The organism is Rhodoferax sp. LB1P47, assembly GCF_056521445.1.
Genome location: NZ_JBWMAU010000010.1, coordinates 485 through 19,593 on the forward strand (window position 1 = coordinate 485; position 19,109 = coordinate 19,593).

Sequence of the window (19,109 nt, forward strand, 5' to 3'; positions counted from 1 at the left end):
CTTGGCAATCGCATTCAAACGCCCACGCTTATCGGCTGTATATTTTTAAGGATCAACACCGTAGCTATTAAGCTACTTTGTTTGACTACACTGTGATCAGTGCAGCCTTGTATTCTAGCATGCTTTTTAGCACACATAAAAACGTTTTGCGTTTTCTTTAGAACTTATCACTAAGTTCTAAAGAAAACGCCCAGTCCGCTGGACTGGGCGTTTCTTGCTGTAATAGCCTGACGATGACCTACTTTCACACGGGAACCCGCACTATCATCGGCGCAGAGGCGTTTCACTGTCCTGTTCGGGATGGGAAGGAGTGGTACCACCTCGCTATGGTCATCAGGCATAACTTGTTGCCGCCCTGACACAGGTCAGGGAGACGAATTCATAGAGATTTAATCAGCTCCGGCATCGCACCGGATATGTTTTTTGAATGCGTCACTTGGCATAACTAGTCCTTGAAACCAATTACTTGGAATCAAAGTTATAGGGTCAAGCCTCACGAGCAATTAGTATCAGTTAGCTTAACGCATTACTGCGCTTCCACACCTGACCTATCAACGTCCTGGTCTTGAACGACTCTTTAGGGGGCTCAAGGCCCCGGCAGATCTCATCTTGAAACGAGTTTCCCGCTTAGATGCTTTCAGCGGTTATCTCTTCCACACTTAGCTACTCGGCAATGCCACTGGCGTGACAACCGATACACCAGAGGTGTGTCCACTCCGGTCCTCTCGTACTAGGAGCAGGCTTCCTCAAATCTGCAGCGCCCACGGAAGATAGGGACCAAACTGTCTCACGACGTTTTAAACCCAGCTCACGTACCTCTTTAAATGGCGAACAGCCATACCCTTGGGACCGGCTACAGCCCCAGGATGAGATGAGCCGACATCGAGGTGCCAAACACCGCCGTCGATATGAACTCTTGGGCGGTATCAGCCTGTTATCCCCAGAGTACCTTTTATCCGTTGAGCGATGGCCCTTCCATACAGAACCACCGGATCACTATGTCCTGCTTTCGCATCTGCTCGACTTGTCAGTCTCGCAGTTAAGCACGCTTATGCCATTGCACTATCATCACGATGTCCGACCGTAACTAGCGTACCTTCGAACTCCTCCGTTACGCTTTGGGAGGAGACCGCCCCAGTCAAACTGCCTACCATGCACTGTCCCCGATCCAGATAATGGACCTAGGTTAGAACCTCAAACACACCAGGGTGGTATTTCAACGTTGGCTCCACCCGATCTAGCGACCGGGCTTCAAAGCCTCCCACCTATCCTACACAGGTCTGTTCAAAATCCAATACAAAGCTACAGTAAAGGTTCATGGGGTCTTTCCGTCTTTCCGCGGGGAGATTGCATCATCACAAACATTTCAACTTCGCTGAGTCTCAGGAGGAGACAGTGTGGCCATCGTTACGCCATTCGTGCAGGTCGGAACTTACCCGACAAGGAATTTCGCTACCTTAGGACCGTTATAGTTACGGCCGCCGTTTACTGGGACTTCAATCAAGAGCTTGCACCCCATCATTTAATCTTCCAGCACCGGGCAGGCGTCACACCCTATACGTCCACTTTCGTGTTTGCAGAGTGCTGTGTTTTTAATAAACAGTCGCAGCCACCGATTTTTTGCAACCCCGTTGGGCTCCATCCGCTAGGGACTTCACCTACTAGAGGCACACCTTCTTCCGAAGTTACGGTGTCAATTTGCCGAGTTCCTTCTCCTGAGTTCTCTCAAGCGCCTTAGAATACTCATCTCGCGCACCAGTGTCGGTTTGCGGTACGGTCGTGTGTAGCTGAAGCTTAGTGGCTTTTCCTGGAAGCAGGGTATCACTCACTTCGGCTGCAAGCAGCCTCGTTATCACCCCTCATCTAAGCCCGGCGGATTTACCTACCAGGCACGACTACAGGCTTGAACCAACATATCCAACAGTTGGCTGAGCTAACCTTCTCCGTCCCCACATCGCACTACACATCGGTACAGGAATATTGACCTGTTTCCCATCAACTACGCATCTCTGCCTCGCCTTAGGGGCCGACTCACTCTACGCCGATGAACGTTGCGTAGAAAACCTTGCGCTTACGGCGAGGGGGCTTTTCACCCCCTTTAACGCTACTCATGTCAGCATTCGCACTTCTGATACCTCCAGCAGGGTTTACACCGCCACCTTCACAGGCCTACAGAACGCTCTCCTACCACTTGCAATAAATTGCAAATCCGCAGCTTCGGTAACTGGCTTAGCCCCGTTACATCTTCCGCGCAGGACGACTCGATCAGTGAGCTATTACGCTTTCTTTAAATGATGGCTGCTTCTAAGCCAACATCCTGACTGTTTTAGCCTTCCCACTTCGTTTCCCACTTAGCCAATTTTAGGGACCTTAGCTGGCGGTCTGGGTTGTTTCCCTCTTGAGTCCGGACGTTAGCACCCGGTGCTCTGTCTCCCAAGCTGTACTCGTCGGTATTCGGAGTTTGCCTTGGTTTGGTAAGTCGCCATGACCCCCTAGCCAAAACAGTGCTCTACCCCCGACGGTAATACTTGAGGCACTACCTAAATAGTTTTCGGAGAGAACCAGCTATTTCCAAGTTTGTTTAGCCTTTCACCCCTATCCACAGCTCATCCGCTAGTTTTGCAACACTAGTCGGTTCGGACCTCCAGTGCGTGTTACCGCACCTTCATCCTGGCCATGGATAGATCACTTGGTTTCGGGTCTACACCCAGCGACTGAATCGCCCTATTCGGACTCGGTTTCCCTACGCCTTCCCTATTCGGTTAAGCTTGCCACTGAATGTAAGTCGCTGACCCATTATACAAAAGGTACGCAGTCACCCCTTTCAAGGCTCCTACTTTTTGTAAGCATGCGGTTTCAGGATCTATTTCACTCCCCTCCCGGGGTTCTTTTCGCCTTTCCCTCACGGTACTAGTTCACTATCGGTCAATGATGAGTATTTAGCCTTGGAGGATGGTCCCCCCATATTCAGACAGGATTTCTCGTGTCCCGCCCTACTTGTCGTTAACTTAGTACCACGCGTCTGTTTTCACGTACGGGGCTATCACCCACTATGGCTAGCTTTTCCAAGCTATTCCGTTAACAGTCGCGCTATCACTAACAGGCTTTTCCGATTTCGCTCGCCACTACTTTCGGAATCTCGGTTGATGTCTTTTCCTCGAGCTACTGAGATGTTTCAGTTCACCCGGTTCGCCTCGCATGACTATGTATTCATCATGCGATACCCCTAAGGGTGGGTTTCCCCATTCAGAAATCTCCGGATCAAAGCTAATTTGCCAGCTCCCCGAAGCTTATCGCAGGCTATCACGTCTTTCGTCGCCTATCATTGCCAAGGCATCCACCACATGCTCTTATTCACTTGACCCTATAACTTTGACGTCTCCTTACGGAAACATCGCCATTGTCTTCAAGGAATGTCTGATTGGTCTTTCACCAATCGCGTTATGCCGTAAACAATTACAACTCTTTCGAGCCTTCATCGTTAATTTTGAATTCCAAACCAAAGTCTGAATATTCGTTTTGACGCAATCAAAAATTTGTCACTAGCGGCACGGTCTGCACTAAACCTTTACGAATGTGCAGTTTCCGCTAGCAACGCTGATTAAACTCTATGAATTTTTAATGAACAGCCGATCAACCTTACGGTTGATTTATATCGATCAATTGATATTGATCAACAACAAAGTAGCCTGGTTAAAAGCTACTTTGGTGTTGAATAGATAAGCACCAAATTATTGGTGGAGGTGACAGGACTCGAACCCGCTACCTACTGCTTGCAAAGCAGCCGCTCTCCCAGCTGAGCTACACCCCCACAAAAACGGCAGTGTTGTTGAATGGATGGTGGGTCTGGTTGGTTTCGAACCAACGACCCCCGCCTTATCAAGACGGTGCTCTAACCAACTGAGCTACAGACCCAAGCCGGTCGCTCTGAGATTAACTTTAAGAGCTAGATCAATGATCTTTTTCTCAAAATTGTCCTAGCGACAACCTTCCAACAACCGATAAGTGTGGGCATTCAAATTTGATTGCAGTTTCCAGAAAGGAGGTGATCCAGCCGCACCTTCCGATACGGCTACCTTGTTACGACTTTACCCCAGTCACGAACCCTGCCGTGGTAATCGCCCTCCTTGCGGTTAGGCTAACTACTTCTGGCAGAACCCGCTCCCATGGTATGACGGGCGGTGTGTACAAGACCCGGGAACGTATTCACCGTGACATTCTGATCCACGATTACTAGCGATTCCGACTTCACGCAGTCGAGTTGCAGACTGCGATCCGGACTACGACTGGCTTTATGGGATTAGCTCCCCCTCGCGGGTTGGCAACCCTTTGTACCAGCCATTGTATGACGTGTGTAGCCCCACCTATAAGGGCCATGAGGACTTGACGTCATCCCCACCTTCCTCCGGTTTGTCACCGGCAGTCTCATTAGAGTGCCCAACTAAATGTAGCAACTAATGACAAGGGTTGCGCTCGTTGCGGGACTTAACCCAACATCTCACGACACGAGCTGACGACAGCCATGCAGCACCTGTGTTACGGCTCTCTTTCGAGCACTAAGCCATCTCTGGCGAATTCCGTACATGTCAAAGGTGGGTAAGGTTTTTCGCGTTGCATCGAATTAAACCACATCATCCACCGCTTGTGCGGGTCCCCGTCAATTCCTTTGAGTTTCAACCTTGCGGCCGTACTCCCCAGGCGGTCAACTTCACGCGTTAGCTTCGTTACTGAGTCAGTGAAGACCCAACAACCAGTTGACATCGTTTAGGGCGTGGACTACCAGGGTATCTAATCCTGTTTGCTCCCCACGCTTTCGTGCATGAGCGTCAGTACAGGTCCAGGGGATTGCCTTCGCCATCGGTGTTCCTCCGCATATCTACGCATTTCACTGCTACACGCGGAATTCCATCCCCCTCTACCGTACTCTAGCTATACAGTCTCAAATGCAGGTCCCAGGTTGAGCCCGGGGATTTCACATCTGACTTATATAACCGCCTGCGCACGCTTTACGCCCAGTAATTCCGATTAACGCTCGCACCCTACGTATTACCGCGGCTGCTGGCACGTAGTTAGCCGGTGCTTATTCTTACGGTACCGTCATGGGCCCACCGTATTAGGGCAGACTTTTTCGTTCCGTACAAAAGCAGTTTACAACCCGAAGGCCTTCATCCTGCACGCGGCATTGCTGGATCAGGCTTGCGCCCATTGTCCAAAATTCCCCACTGCTGCCTCCCGTAGGAGTCTGGACCGTGTCTCAGTTCCAGTGTGGCTGGTCGTCCTCTCAGACCAGCTACAGATCGTCGCCTTGGTGGGCTTTTACCCCACCAACTAGCTAATCTGATATCGGCCGCTCCAATCGCGCGAGGCTCGTTGCCGAGTCCCCCGCTTTCATCCAGAGATCGTATGCGGTATTAGCACAGCTTTCACTGCGTTATCCCCCACGACTGGGCACGTTCCGATATATTACTCACCCGTTCGCCACTCGCCACCAGGATTGCTCCCGTGCTGCCGTTCGACTTGCATGTGTAAGGCATGCCGCCAGCGTTCAATCTGAGCCAGGATCAAACTCTATAGTTCGATCTTGATTTTTTTTGCCCCTGACTTTTACCACCAGGGGCCACTCATAAATTGGAATTGACATGAACTTCATTTCTGATATTCACATCTTCTTTTACTTCATGAGCGTTTGTAGTGCTAAGCACTAGTTCCGAAGAACTTGGCAATCGCATTCAAACGCCCACGCTTATCGGCTGTATATTTTTAAGGATCAACACCGTAGCTATTAAGCTACTTTGTTTGACTACACTGTGATCAGTGCAGCCTTGTATTCTATACTGGTTTTTACCAGTCTTTCTAAAAATTTCTACTTACTGATTTTGCTTTCCGCACATTTCTGTGCGTTATCAGTGCAGCTTTCGACTTTAGCATGGTTTTGAGTACTTTCCTCCGATTTCTTCATTCACAGCAAGAAAGTATCCACGCGCATCGCCCTACCATGCGTGCCGTTCACTGAACTCTCGTAGACAACACGCTGCCGTGGATGCCCTCTATCTAGAGGTGAAACCCGTAGGCCGGATAATCGCTGCATCATGGCACTCATTACCCTACTCGACGCCCAACTGGCTTTTGGACACGTCGCACTTCTCGATAAAGCCGCTTTTTCCCTTGAAACCACGGAGCGTGTGGGTCTGATTGGCCGCAACGGAGCGGGCAAGTCGTCCATGCTCAAAATTCTGGGTGGGCTGGAGAAGCCTGACGACGGAGCCATGCACGTACAGCAAGGTCTGCGCATTGCCTATGTGGCCCAGGAACCGGTGTTAAACCCCGAAGACACTGTATTCAAGTCCGCCAGCGTGGGCCTAGCCTCTGTCATTGAGGCACGCGACCTGTATTTATCGGGCGCCGACGATCTGGATCTGGACGCCCTCCAGTCCCAGATTGAAGCCTTTGATGCCTGGAACTGGGAGCAGCGTGTCGAAGAAACCCTGCACCGCCTGCATCTAGACCCCGAAGCAATTGTCGGCACCTTATCGGGTGGCACCAAGAAACGCGTGGCATTGGCGCAAGCGCTGGTAGCAAAGCCCGATGTGCTGCTGCTCGATGAGCCCACCAACCACTTGGACTTGGATTCCATAGAGTGGCTGGAAGACCTGCTGATCGACTTCAAGGGCAGCTTGATCACCATCACCCACGACCGCAGCTTCTTGAACCGCGTGGCCACCCGGATTGTGGAACTCGACCGGGGCAAGCTCAACTCCTACCCCGGCAACTTCGAGCAGTATGTGCTGCAAAAAGACGAACAACTGGCCCAAGAAGCCGTGATCTCCGCCAAGGCCGACAAGCTGCTGGCACAAGAAGAAATTTGGGTCCGCCAAGGTGTAGCCGCTCGCCGCACCCGTAGCCAGAGCCGCGTGGTCCGGCTGGAAGCGCTGCGTTCCAGCCGCACGGCGCGCCGCGATGCGCAAGGCAGCGTGAACCTGGACGTGGCTTCGGGCCAGTCCAGCGGCAAGATCGTCGCCGAGCTGACCGATGTGAGCAAAGCCTTTGGCGACAAGGTCATCGTGCAGGGTTTCAGCGACGTGATTCTGCGTGGCGACAAGGTCGGCTTTCTGGGCGCCAACGGGGCGGGCAAGAGCACCTTGCTCAAGCTGATTCTGGGCGAAATCCAGCCCGACAGCGGCAAGATCCGCCAAGGTGCCAACCTGCAAGTGGCCTACTTTGACCAAATGCGCAACGCACTAGACCTGGATGCCACGCTGGAAGATTTCATCAGCCCCGGCAGCGAATGGATCGAAATCGGTAACCAGCGCAAGCATGTCAAAAGCTATCTGAGCGACTTCTTGTTCTCCCCGGCGCGCGCCAACTCCCCCGTGCGCTCACTGTCCGGTGGCGAACGCAACCGCCTGCTATTGGCGCGCCTGTTTGCCCGCCCAGCCAACGTGCTGGTGCTGGACGAGCCGACCAACGATCTGGACATCGACACCCTGGAACTGCTGGAAGACCTGCTGCAAAACTACGACGGCACGGTGTTCCTGGTCAGCCACGACCGGGCTTTTCTGGACAACGTGGTCACCAGCATCATTGCGCACGAACCCGAGGAGCGGCCTGGCTTCTGGCGCGAATACGAGGGCAGCGTGCAAGACTGGCTGATCCAGAGCAAGCGCGCCAAGCTGATTGCCGAAACCAATAAGAAAAACATGCCCCAGCGCACGTCGAATGTGCAGGAGTCGCTATTAAATACAGAGCAAAAGTCGGTGGCAGCCGTGGCCACCAAGGCCCGCAAGCTCAGCTTCAAAGAGCAACGCGAGCTCGATGGCCTGCCAGAGCAAATTGCCGCGCTAGAGCAAGAGCAAGCCAGCATCACCGCCACCCTGGCCGATGGCAGCGTCTACACCAAGGATGCGGCACGCGCCACCACCTTGGGCCAGCGCAATGCAGCGATTGACGAACTGCTGCTGACCGCGCTGGAACGCTGGGAAATGCTCAGCGCCTAAATGCTATAGCATTGATAGCCTCTAGCGCAGGCAACACCTGCGCTAGAAGCCTAAAACATGCTTATTCTTGCGAGATACCAGCCGCCTGGATGATCTTGCCCCACTTCAGGGTTTCCGATGCCTGGAACTTGCGCAGTTCCTCGGCACTGCCGGTAAACACCTCCGTGCCGCTGCCCTGGTAGAACGGCGCGGCCACGCTGCTGTGGGCCGCCTTGCCCAGCAACTCATTCAGCCGCGCCAGCACTTCCGGCGGGGTATGGGACGGGGCGTAGGCGGCAAACCAATAAGTCATCTCGTAACCTTTGACGCCCGCCTCGCTGATAGTGGGCACATCGGGGGCCAGGGCCAAGCGCGTTTTCGTGGACACACCCAGCGCTTTGAGTTTGCCGGACTTGACCTGCGCCAGGCCGGTCGCCATGTCGGTGATCATCATGTCGGTTTGGCCGCCCAGCAGGTCGGTCACGGCCTGGGGGTTACTCTTGTACGGGATGTTCAAAATGAAAGTGCCCGACATCTGCTTGAACAGCTCCCCGGCCACCCGGCTGGACGAGCTGCCGCTGCCAAACGATAACTTGCCCGGCTTGGACTTGGCCAATGCGATGAATTCCTGCACGGTGTTCACCGGCAGGCTGGGCGGCACCACCATGATCTGGCCGCCCCGACCTAGGGTGGTGATGGGGGCAAAGTCCTTGATCGGGTCGTAGGGCAGCTTTTTGAACAGGTGCTCGTTGGCGGCGTGGGTGGTGTTGGTGGCGATCAGCACGGTGTAGCCGTCGGGCTTGGCCTTGGCCACGGCTTGCGCGCCGATGAAGGCGTTGGCACCGGGTTTGTTGTCCACCACCACGTTGACCTTGGCGTCCGTCGCCAGGGCCTGGGCCAGCGCGCGGGCCAGTTGGTCGGTAGCGCTGCCCGCCGTGAAGGGCACGACGAAGGTGATGGGCTTGTCAGGAAAGGTTTGCGCCAACGCAGGCAGGCTGAGTGCAGCGCAGGCCAACAGGCCCAGGCGAAAAGTGGTGTGCATGGTGTCTCTTTTTTAAAAATCGGGGCCTGCCAGCAGATGCAGCAGAGCTTGGGGAACGTGCAGCGGCCAGTCTAGCAAGTGGAACGACAGGGTTTTGCCGTGGGTGTCCAGGTTCAGCGCGTCATTCACACCACCGTCCAGCACGGCATCCAGCACGAAATTCATGGCCTGTAGGTTCGGCAGCAGATAGCGCTGCACAGCGCTGGGCTGGCGGCAGGCGAAATTCCGGGCCACCGCCTCGGCCGTGAGCTGGGCCACCAGCAGCGGGTACAGCGCCGGATGCCAGGCGATCACACTGATGTTGGAACGGTTGCCTTTGTCGCCGGTGCGGCCGTGGGCGGCACGGTACAGGGGTACGGTCAGGCCCTCCATCACAGATCCTCCCGCAAGGTAAAGCCCAGTGGCACCGCCGTGCGCGGCACCAGGCACGACACGGTGTTGAGCCGGGGCGTGAGCGTGGTGCGCACCCCGCCGCCACCCGCCGGGCCGCAGGTGTAGAGCGCGGTCACTTCCTGCCCCAGGCGCTGCGCCTGGGCCTTATCGGCATGGGTAGCGGCGACACGCAGGCGCACATCGCGGGCATCGCCCACCGGGGTCGCCGCCAACAGGTGGCCCGCGTCGTCGCCCAGCACGCTGACCACGCCGATCAGATCGACCCGCAGTTGCAGCCCCGGCAGGCGCTGGCGCAGCACCTCGGCGGCCAGGCGGGCACGGGCCTCGGCGCGCGGCCCGGCATAGGAAATCTCGCCTTCGGCCAGCCATCCACCTTCAAAACAGACATTGACTTTCAAATGCGCAGGCCGGGCGTGGCCTTGCACACCGCGCAAGGCCACACGGTCGGGGCCGACAGCCTGCACCTGGGCTTGGCTGATATCCGCCGTGGCATCGGGCGTGAGGTAGGCGGCGGGGTCGTGCAGTTCGTAGAGCAACTGCTCGGTGACCGTGGCCACACTGACAAGGCCGCCGCTGCCGTCCGACTTGCCGATGACGCAATCGCCCTCGGCATCCATCTCGGCAATCGGGTAGCCAACACGGTACAACTCGGGCACGTCCTTGAAGCCGGGGTCGGCAAAGTAGCCCCCGCAGACCTGCGCACCGCATTCCAGCAGGTGGCCGACCATAGTGGCCCGGCCCAAACGCGGCCAGTCGTCGGCGGGCCAGCCAAAGTGGAACATGGCCGGGCCCACGGCCAGCGAGGGATCGGCCACCCGGCCCGCTACCACAATCTGCGCCCCGGCGGCCAGGGCGGCGGCGATGGGTTCGGCTCCGATGTAGGCGTTAGCGCTGACCAGGGGCTTGCCGTCCAAGTTGCCCAGCTCGGCTTGCAGCAGGGCGCGGTGGGCGGGCCCGGACAGGTCGTCGCCATGCACCACAGCAATGCAGGGCACGGGCAGGCCCAGTTCAAGCGCAATCTGGCGGATCCGCCGTGCCGCCGCTGGCGGGTTGGCCGCGCCAAAGTTGCTGACGATGCGGATCCCGTGTTGCAGGCAACGCGCCAGCACGGGGCGCAGCACTGCGTCCAGCAGGGGTTCATAGCCGCTGTCGGGATCGGTGCGACGGCGCAGTTGGGCCAGGGCCAGGGTGCGTTCGGCCAGGCATTCAAAAATCAAAAAAGCGGTAGCTTCGGGCTGGGCGTGCAGCCGAGCGATCAGGGTATCAACGACCGGCCCCGCCGCGTCAGTACGGTCGCCCGAGAAACCGGCGGCGCAGCCTATGAGCAAGGGGGATGTAGAAGGCGGCATATTTGCTATCAAACAAATAGCTTCTTGCGCTTATATATAAAGCGCCAGAGGCCTATTTGATGCTTAAATTCGATTGTGCAAGCGGTCACCACTGGCACCCAGCTTGGCCAGCAAGGCGGGGGCGATTTTGTCTAGTGGCAGCACCTCATCGGCGGCACCGTGGGCAATGGCTTCGCGCGGCATGCCAAAAACCACGCAACTGGCTTCATCCTGCACGTAGTTGTAGCTGCCCTTATCGTGCATTTCGCGCATGGCGCGGGCTCCGTCGTTGCCCATGCCGGTGAGCATGATGCCGTAGGCGTTGCGGCCCACCATCTCGGCGCAGGACAAAAATAGCACCTCCACCGACGGGCGGTGGCGGTTGACGGGCTCGGCATCTTCCACCACGGCCACGTAGTTGGCCCCGCTGCGGTTGATGCGGAACTGCTTGCCACCCGGTGCGATGTAGGCATGGCCAGGCAGGATGCGTTCACCGTGCGAGGCTTCCTTAACCGTGATCTGGCACAGGCTGTTCAGGCGTGCGGCAAAGCTGGTGGTGAAGCCCGGCGGCATGTGTTGGGTGATGACGATGGCGGGCGAGTCGGCAGGCATGCAGACCAGAATTTCCTTGATGGCTTCGGTGCCACCGGTGGACGCGCCGATGCAGATCATCTTTTCAGTCGATACCCGGCCGATCAGGGCGTTGGTAGAGCGCACCGTAGAGGACGGCGGAACCACGGCAGCGCCGGGCGCAGACACCGCAGGTAATAACGGACGGCGAAACTTGGCCACGGCGGCCACTCGCACTTTGTCGACAATTTCAGAAGCCAGATCGCGCAGGCCGTTGGCCAGGCCGATGCGGGGCTTGGCAACAAAGTCCACCGCCCCCAGCTCCAAAGCACGCAAGGTCACCTCAGCCCCTTGCGCGGTCATGGTGGAGATCATCACCACGGGCATGGGGCGCAGACGCATCAGGCGGCCCAAGAAGTCAATGCCGTCCATGCGCGGCATTTCCACGTCCAGGGTGATGACATCGGGGTCCAGATCGCGGATCATTTCGCGGGCGATCAAAGGGTCGTTGGCCGCGCCAATGCACTCCATGTCAGGCTGGCGGTTGAGGATTTCGGTCAGCAAACTGCGCACCAACGCCGAGTCGTCCACCACCAATACACGTATCTTCTTCATCAACCCACTCACTTAAAACAAATCGACAGAACCACCGGACGTAGACTTCATTGCGGTAGCCACATTGCCACGCCGCTCTGTCACGGCCTGGTCTGGATGGGCATGCGCCAACCGCTTGACCATGGCTTTACCCGTGATTGGAAAGAAACACACTTTGCGCGGATAAATATCCAGCACATCTTGCGACAACAAGGGAATACGCTCGGTCTGCAAGTAATCGATGACAAACTGGGTGTTGCGCTCGCCCACGTTCATGGTGGTGAAGTTGGACATGACTTGGCCGCCGCCAAAGATCTTGGCCTGCATGGTTTCGCGGCGGGCGCCGTTCTTCAGCATTTCGTTGATCAATAGCTCCATCGCGTACGAACCATAGCGCCCCGCACCAATGCCGTCTTCGCCATCGGGCAGCATGAAGTGGTTCATACCACCAATCTGGGCCCGTGTGTCCCACAGGCAGGCTGCAATGCAGGAGCCCAGCACGGTCATGATGACGAGGTTTTCATCCGACACAAAGTACTCGCCGGGCAGCACCTTGACAGCATTGAACTGGAAATGGTGGTCGGGGTAGAAAAACGAGGCTTCCCCCGGTTTGCGTGGGCGGGCCTTGAGCTGCTCAATCGTGCTGTTGCGCTCACTCAAGGGGCGCCCGGCGCTAGCCCCGGCAACCCGCGATGCACGGCGACGGTCTGCGTCTGCACCAATCGGGAACTCGCCTGCTGCCATCCGCTGAGACAACGAGGGACCTGTGGTTCTGGGGATATCCATAGTTTTTTAGGCGCGCACGCTAAAAGTCGGGCGGCTTGCAGAGGGCGGACCAACCTGGCCATTAACAACGTTCATAGCTGGTCTTCCCCCGCAAGATGAATAGATCACGGGATTCGCTAAAATTTTCGGCATGACCCACAAACAACATGGCTCCGGGTTTCATGACCCGGTGAATGCGCTCCAACACCGCCCGCTGGGTGGGGGCATCAAAGTAAATCATGACGTTGCGGCAAAAAACCACATCGAAGTGTTCGCGAAATGGCCAGTCGTCGCGGATCAAGTTCACACTGATGAAGTCGATCATGCGGCGCAGCTCGGGCTTGATCCGCACCATTCCCGCGTTGTCGCCTTTGCCGCGCAGCAAAAACTTTTGCATCCGCCCCTGGTCCAGCCCTTTGAGGTTTTCTAGCCGGTAAATGCCCTGTGCGGCCGAGGCCAGCACTTTGGAGTCGATGTCGCTGGCGGTGAGCTTGAACGAGGGGCTGGCCCCCAAGCTCTCCAACGCGGTCATTACGATGGAATAGGGCTCTTCGCCGGTGGACGAGGCACTACACCACACGTTCCACGGCGTGCTGGCGGGCTTGGACTTGAACAGCGCAGCCAAAATTTCGAAATGGTGCTGCTCGCGAAAAAAAGCGGTGAGGTTGGTGGTGAGCGCGTTGACGAACTCTTGCCACTCAGGCCCATCGGCTGAGTGTTCCAGCCACCCCAAGTACTCGCGGAAACTGTTGTGCCCGGTATCGCGCAGCCGCCGCGACAACCGGCTGTAAACCATGGCGTGCTTGCCATCATGCAGTTTGATACCAGCATGCTTGTAGATCAGCGACTGGACCCGGCCAAAGTCGGCATCGGTCCAGACAAACTCGCGGCCATCTAGCACGGGGCCGTTGCTGGTAGCAGCAGAAGATCGGAGCATGGCACCTCTGCGGGTCAGTCTGTGGACAGACCCATGTCGTCCCCTGACATCAGGCGCTCAATGTCCAACAAAATCAGCATCCGGTCGCTCACGGACCCCAGGCCCAGAATGCAACTGTTGTCTACGACGCTATCAATGTCGGGCGCAGCTTTGACGCTTTCGGGCTGTAGTTCCAGCACATCACTGACCGAATCCACCACGATGCCCACAATTCGGCTGCGCAAGTTCAAGATGATGACCACCGTGAAACTGTTGTACTCGGCCTGTGAGCAATTGAACTTGAGCCGCATATCCACAATCGGCACGATGGTGCCGCGCAGGTTGACCACGCCCTTGATGAAGGTGGGGGCATTGGCAATGCGGGTTGGTGGCTCGTAGCCGCGAATTTCCTGCACCTTCAAAATGTCGATGCCGTACTCCTCCTGGCTCAGCCGGAAGGTCAAATACTCTCTGGCAGCGGTGGTCAAAGCCCCCGAATGTTCCATTGCACCCATAACCATCTCCTTCAACGTCAAACTGTGTGAACTGCGGCGCGTAAAGACTTAGTGCCGTGAGCGGCGCACCAGCGCGCCAATATCCAGAATCAGTGCCACCTTGCCGTCGCCCATGATGGTGGCACCCGACACGTTAGACACCTTGCGGTAGTTGGACTCCAGATTCTTCACCACCACCTGGTGTTGGCCCAGCAACTCATTGACCAACAAGGCCACGCGGCTGCCTTCCGACTCGACCACCACCATGATGTTGTTGGCTTTTTCGGCATCGGCAATCGGCACTTGGAAGATTTTTTCCAGTGCAATCACCGGCATGTACTCTTCGCGCACCTTCACCAATTGCGAACCCTGCGCGACGGTGCTGACCGACTCATCATTCACCTGGAACGACTCGATCACCGACGACAGCGGCAAAATGTAGACTTCGTTGCCGACGCTGACCGACATGCCATCCATGATGGCCAAGGTCAGCGGCAAACGCACGGACACCTTCATGCCCAGGCCTTCGACGGACTCAATATCCACCGTGCCGTTGAGGGACGCAATGTTCCGCTTCACCACGTCCATGCCCACGCCCCGGCCCGACACATCGGTCACCACGTCGGCAGTCGAGAAGCCGGGGGCAAAAATCAACTGCCAGACTTCTGCATCGGTCATCGCGTCGCTGACATCCAGGCCGCGTTCACGGGCCTTGCGCAAGATGTGTTCACGCGACATGCCTTTGCCGTCATCGCGCACTTCAATCACGATAGAGCCGCCCTGGTGCGCGGCAGACAGGGTGATGGTGCCGTTCTCTGGTTTGCCTGCGGCGCGACGGGCCTCTGGCATTTCAATCCCGTGGTCGCAGCTATTACGCACCAGATGGGTCAGCGGGTCGGTGATTTTCTCGACCAATCCCTTGTCCAGCTCGGTGGATTCGCCCTGGGTGACAAAGTCCACTTTTTTGCCCAAGCGATTAGCCAGATCCCGCAGCATGCGCGGGAATCGGCTGAACACGATGGACATCGGGATCATGCGGATCGACATCACCGACTCTTGCAAGTCCCGGGTGTTGCGGTCCAGGTCGGCCAGGCCCGCAAACAATTGCTGGTGCATGGCGGGCTCCAGCCCTTGGCTGTTTTGGGCCAGCATGGCCTGGGTGATCACCAGCTCGCCCACCAGATTGATCAGCTGGTCCACCTTTTTGATATCCACCCGGATGGTGGTGGCTTCTAGCGGAGTTTGGCCTGCGGCTTTGGCCTCTGCCTTGGCGGCAACGACAGCCGGGGCGGGAGCGGCTTGCTCACCAGGATGCCCAGGAGATCCGGCAAAGAACCCATACTCTTCTTCAATGGACTGAGCGGCTGCGGCAGCCACGACCACCAGCTCGGGGGGCGCTTCAGGGGCGGCGGCAACTTCGGCATCCAAATCACGTATGACGACCAGCTCCTTGGCCACATGGAACACGAAAAGGTCAAGCAAGTCGTCGTTGGTAGAGGTGGTTTCCACCGCAAATACGCGGGTATCTGCACGCTCACTTGGCATAGGGCTGGCACTGCCCAAGCCTGGAATATCCCGGAACAGCTCTTGCACGGCATCGGCGTGATCGGGTTTCTCTAGCGGCCCAATGTGGATGATCAGCGACCGGGCAGCCGGATTTTTCTTGGTCAGCACCGGGGTGGATACGGCCACCGTTACAACGGCAGGGGCGGCAGCAGGCGCTGCGGTTCCCGCAGGCACTTCACCCGAGGCAAGTACGCTGATGCGCTTGACCAGCGCCGCAGTATTGATCGCCACGCCCTCGCCACCCGCTTGGTGCCGCGCCAGCAGGCTACGCGAGGAGTCGGCAGATTCCAGCAAGGCATCGACCATAGGCGGGATCAACTTCAACTCGTGGCGGCGCAGCTTGTCCAGCAGCGACTCCATCTGGTGGGTCAGCTCAGCCACATCGGAAAACCCGAAAGTGGCGGCGCCGCCCTTGATGGAGTGGGCGCAACGGAAGATGCCGTTGAGCTCTTCGTCGTCGGTGTTCGCCAAGTCCAGGTCCAGCAGCATTTGCTCCATCTGGTCTAGATTTTCCCCGGCCTCTTCAAAAAAGATTTGGTAGAACTGGGTCAGGTCAAAGTCTGCGCCTGAACTCGAATTGTCGGTTTGCATTTCAGCCATACGGTCTCCGGTTGTGCTTGCGTTCGGCGGGGTCTAGCGAATAACTTTCTGGATTACCTCGATCAACCGGGTCGGGTCAAAAGGCTTCACCAACCAGCCGGTGGCCCCCGCACTCCGCCCCGCCTGCTTCATCTGGTCGCTGGATTCAGTGGTCAAAATAAGAATCGGGATGGTCTTGTACTTGGGGTGGTCGCGCAGCAGCCGGGTCAGGCCAATACCGTCTAGTCGGGGCATGTTTTGGTCCACCAGCACCAAGTCGATGGAGTGCGACTGGGCTTTTTCAAAAGCATCCTGCCCATCCACCGCTTCAATGACTTGGTAGCCCGCTCCAGTCAACGTGAAAGACACCATCTTTCGCATCGAAGGTGAGTCGTCAACGGCAAGAATCGAATGCATGAAAAGCTCCAGCTAAAGATGAGAGTGCTCGTAAATATCGGGGAGTCGGCATATCAGAAAAGCTCAATGGAACCAGCATCCATTTCGCTTTGGGTCACCGGATTGGGGTGATCCGGCACCATGGCAGCATACGGCGCAGGCTCTTCGCCCTCGTCTTGCTCCATGGCCTCCGATGCCAAACGAAAAGCGCAACCTTGCAACATCAGCGTCGTATGCACAATGAGTTGTGAAGCCATGTCCTGGAACTGCAATTCGGTGACGGCGGCGCGCAGATTGCTGCGCACATCGTCCATCGCAGGCACATCCGGCAGGCTTGCCGCAGCAAGTCCCATGTTCACACTGTTAAAGCGCGTCATCAGGTTGTCCATGGTGTGACTGAGCAGACTCTCAAGCCGACTCAAATCGTGCATCACCACCATCAGGGAGTCCTGCAATTCAGCCACCAGCATGACCGGCAGTTGCACTACGGGTCCTGTTGGTAGAGTTGGCTCTGTTTGCATGTATTCTCCGTCGCTGCAGGAAAGCCTTAGGCAAATTGCCTCGTTTGAACGAATGTTAATTCTATTTCACATCCTGTTACGAACAATCTGTAAATTTGACGTTGCGGCCCATCCGCCCGGTACGCCCACCATGCTGACATCCCACTTTTATGTAGCTCATTTTTCCCGGCCTAAGGAGCATGCATGAGCACTTGGCAAGAGACCCAGACAATCCATATTCTGCATCTGGAGGACTCCACTATCGACCACCAGATTGTGGTGCGGGCCCTGCATAAGCAGGGCTTGGCCTGTACTCTGCAGCGGGTCGAGACCTTGGCCACGTTTACGCAATGGACGCGCAGCACACACTTTGATTTGATTCTGGCCGACTACCGACTCCCCGGTTTTACCGCCATTGATGCCTGGCATGCGCTGCAACTGCAAGCACAGCAGCCTCCTTTTGTACTACTCTCAGGGGCCATTGGCGAGGCGGCGGCGGTAGATGCCATACGGCTGGGCTTTAGCGACTATTTGCTCAAAGACGACATCAACAAACTGGCGCATGTGATTGCCCGCGCTATCGAAGTACGAGAGGTCCGCCAATCAAAAGAACGCGCAGACGCAGAATTGGCCGCCTCAGAACGCCGCCTGGCCGAACTGGCTGAACATTTGCAAAGCTCGATTGAACAGGAACGGGCTGCCATTGCCCGTGAGGTGCATGACGATATAGGCGGCTCACTGGCGGCCGTCAAGCTGGAGCTGGCGTGGCTGGCCCGCCACCACAAAGATGCACCCTCGGCGGCCCACCTGGGGTCGGCGCTGGAGATGCTGCAACATGCGCTGGGGGCCAGCCAACGCATCATGATGAACCTGCGCCCGCCGATACTGGACCAGGGCCTCGCCGCTGCGGTGCAGTGGTTGGGACAAAGCTTTCAAAAGCGCACCGGCATTGCCACTGTGTTTCACGCGCCCCATGACCAGTTCAACGTGACCAAGGCCATCCAGCTGGTGGCCTACCGCACGGCACAAGAGGCGCTGACCAACATTGCCAAACACGCGGAATGCAGTGCGGTCAGCATTGAGCTGACCGACGGCGAAGGCGTGTTGACCCTGGAAGTTACCGACAATGGGCGGGGGTTCGACAAAACCATGCGCGACAAACCCAAGGCCTTTGGGCTGCGCGGCCTGCACGAGCGGGCCAAAACCGTCGATGGCTGGCTGGACATCAGCAACCGGGGCGGTGTGGGCACCTCCATCATCCTGTCGGTGCCGCTGGTGCCAGATGCCACCATCCCCACCGAAAGCCCCCCATGATCCATGTAGTTTTATGCGACGACCACGCTATGGTCCGACGCGGTATTCGCGGTATGTTGTCCGAGGCAGTGGACATCCAGGTAACCGGTGAAGCCGCCAGCTACGCCGAAGTGCGCGAGCTGCTGCGCACCGCCCCCTGCGATGTGCTGGTGCTGGACCTGAGCATGCCCGGTCGGGGTGGCATGGAGGTGCTGGCCAGCCTGAGCGAGGCCCACTCGCCCATCAAGGTGCTGATTGTCTCCATGTTCCCCGAGGACCAGTACGCCATTCGCTGCCTGCGCGCCGGGGCGCAAGGCTATTTGAACAAGGCGGGCGACCCCGAAGAGCTGGTGCTGGCCGTACGCACCGTGATGCAGGGGCGCAAATATGTGACCCCCGAGGTGGCGCAGATGCTGGTGGAAAGCCTGTCCAAGCCGGTGCTGGAGGTGCCGCACGCGGCTTTGTCGGAGCGCGAAATGCAGACCCTGCTGAAAATTGCCTCCGGCAAACGGCTGTCCGACATCGCCGAGGAGCTGCTGCTCAGCCCCAAGACCGTCAGCGTGTACCGCACCCGGGTGCTGGAGAAGCTCAAGCTGGCCAACAACGCCGAGCTTACTGTCTATGCAATTCGGAACAATTTAGTCTAAAAAGATAGCTGCCTGCGCATATTAAATGTGCGCCACGGCCTTATTTCATACTT

The 19,109-nt window shown here is 57.1% G+C and carries 13 protein-coding genes, 2 tRNA genes and 3 rRNA genes; 3 read left to right on the forward strand and 15 right to left on the reverse strand.

The window, feature by feature from the left end; all coding sequences use genetic code 11:
* Positions 1 to 225: 225 nt before the first annotated feature.
* The 5 genes from rrf to AC0969_RS12335 all read right to left on the reverse strand — a co-directional run bounded on the left by rrf (position 226) and on the right by AC0969_RS12335 (position 5,577).
* A 5S ribosomal RNA gene (rrf, locus tag AC0969_RS12315) occupies positions 226 to 338 on the reverse strand.
* A 144-nt stretch (positions 339 to 482) separates the two neighbouring features.
* Positions 483 to 3,364: ribosomal RNA gene (locus tag AC0969_RS12320) — 23S ribosomal RNA — on the reverse strand.
* A 371-nt stretch (positions 3,365 to 3,735) separates the two neighbouring features.
* Positions 3,736 to 3,811 (reverse strand) — tRNA-Ala (locus AC0969_RS12325).
* Between the two features lie 27 nt (positions 3,812 to 3,838).
* Positions 3,839 to 3,915: transfer RNA gene (locus AC0969_RS12330), tRNA-Ile, on the reverse strand.
* Positions 3,916 to 4,038: 123 nt separating this feature from the next.
* Positions 4,039 to 5,577: ribosomal RNA gene (locus AC0969_RS12335) — 16S ribosomal RNA — on the reverse strand.
* The 16S, 23S and 5S rRNA genes sit together here with 2 tRNA genes alongside, the layout of an rRNA operon.
* A gap of 512 nt (positions 5,578 to 6,089) precedes the next feature.
* Between AC0969_RS12335 and AC0969_RS12340 the strand changes: the two genes are divergently transcribed.
* Entirely contained in the window at positions 6,090 to 7,994 is a 1,905-nt protein-coding gene (locus tag AC0969_RS12340; RefSeq protein WP_479624438.1) for an ATP-binding cassette domain-containing protein, read from the forward strand.
* A gap of 61 nt (positions 7,995 to 8,055) precedes the next feature.
* Here the strand turns inward: AC0969_RS12340 and AC0969_RS12345 are convergent, their stop codons facing one another.
* The 10 genes from AC0969_RS12345 to AC0969_RS12390 all read right to left on the reverse strand — a co-directional run bounded on the left by AC0969_RS12345 (position 8,056) and on the right by AC0969_RS12390 (position 17,137).
* Positions 8,056 to 9,015: a Bug family tripartite tricarboxylate transporter substrate binding protein gene (locus tag AC0969_RS12345; protein ID WP_479624439.1), complete on the reverse strand. Its 960-nt coding sequence runs from the start codon at positions 9,013 to 9,015 to the stop codon at positions 8,056 to 8,058.
* A gap of 12 nt (positions 9,016 to 9,027) precedes the next feature.
* Complete coding sequence (locus AC0969_RS12350; RefSeq protein WP_479624440.1) at positions 9,028 to 9,387, reverse strand: AtuA-related protein; 360 nt, start codon at positions 9,385 to 9,387, stop codon at positions 9,028 to 9,030.
* Positions 9,387 to 10,757 carry an acyclic terpene utilization AtuA family protein gene (locus AC0969_RS12355; protein ID WP_479624441.1) on the reverse strand — a complete coding sequence of 457 codons (1,371 nt, stop codon included), beginning with the start codon at positions 10,755 to 10,757 and terminating at the stop codon, positions 9,387 to 9,389. The genes AC0969_RS12350 and AC0969_RS12355 overlap by 1 nt, the downstream gene beginning before the upstream one ends.
* Positions 10,758 to 10,820: 63 nt before the next feature.
* Positions 10,821 to 11,924 carry a protein-glutamate methylesterase/protein-glutamine glutaminase gene (locus AC0969_RS12360; RefSeq protein WP_479624442.1) on the reverse strand — a complete coding sequence of 368 codons (1,104 nt, stop codon included), beginning with the start codon at positions 11,922 to 11,924 and terminating at the stop codon, positions 10,821 to 10,823.
* A 9-nt stretch (positions 11,925 to 11,933) separates the two neighbouring features.
* On the reverse strand, positions 11,934 to 12,644 hold the full coding sequence (gene cheD, locus AC0969_RS12365) for a chemoreceptor glutamine deamidase CheD (RefSeq protein WP_479624578.1): 711 nt from the start codon (positions 12,642 to 12,644) through the stop codon (positions 11,934 to 11,936).
* A 103-nt stretch (positions 12,645 to 12,747) separates the two neighbouring features.
* On the reverse strand, positions 12,748 to 13,602 hold the full coding sequence (locus tag AC0969_RS12370) for a CheR family methyltransferase (protein WP_479624443.1): 855 nt from the start codon (positions 13,600 to 13,602) through the stop codon (positions 12,748 to 12,750).
* A 14-nt stretch (positions 13,603 to 13,616) separates the two neighbouring features.
* Complete coding sequence (locus tag AC0969_RS12375) at positions 13,617 to 14,096, reverse strand: chemotaxis protein CheW (protein WP_479624444.1); 480 nt, start codon at positions 14,094 to 14,096, stop codon at positions 13,617 to 13,619.
* Between the two features lie 48 nt (positions 14,097 to 14,144).
* Positions 14,145 to 16,241, reverse strand: a complete 2,097-nt coding sequence (locus tag AC0969_RS12380) for a chemotaxis protein CheA (protein WP_479624445.1) — start codon at positions 16,239 to 16,241, stop codon at positions 14,145 to 14,147.
* Positions 16,242 to 16,274: 33 nt separating this feature from the next.
* Positions 16,275 to 16,637 (reverse strand): response regulator, encoded by a 363-nt coding sequence (locus AC0969_RS12385; protein ID WP_479624446.1) that lies wholly within the window; start codon positions 16,635 to 16,637, stop codon positions 16,275 to 16,277.
* Positions 16,638 to 16,690: 53 nt separating this feature from the next.
* Positions 16,691 to 17,137 carry a hypothetical protein gene (locus AC0969_RS12390; RefSeq protein WP_479624447.1) on the reverse strand — a complete coding sequence of 149 codons (447 nt, stop codon included), beginning with the start codon at positions 17,135 to 17,137 and terminating at the stop codon, positions 16,691 to 16,693.
* Between the two features lie 183 nt (positions 17,138 to 17,320).
* Here AC0969_RS12390 and AC0969_RS12395 point away from each other — a divergent pair, with 183 nt between their 5' ends.
* On the forward strand, positions 17,321 to 18,430 hold the full coding sequence (locus AC0969_RS12395; RefSeq protein WP_479624448.1) for a hybrid sensor histidine kinase/response regulator: 1,110 nt from the start codon (positions 17,321 to 17,323) through the stop codon (positions 18,428 to 18,430).
* Complete coding sequence (locus AC0969_RS12400; RefSeq protein ID WP_479624449.1) at positions 18,427 to 19,056, forward strand: response regulator; 630 nt, start codon at positions 18,427 to 18,429, stop codon at positions 19,054 to 19,056. Before AC0969_RS12395 ends, AC0969_RS12400 begins: the two co-directional genes overlap by 4 nt.
* The last annotated feature ends 53 nt before the right edge of the window (positions 19,057 to 19,109 follow it).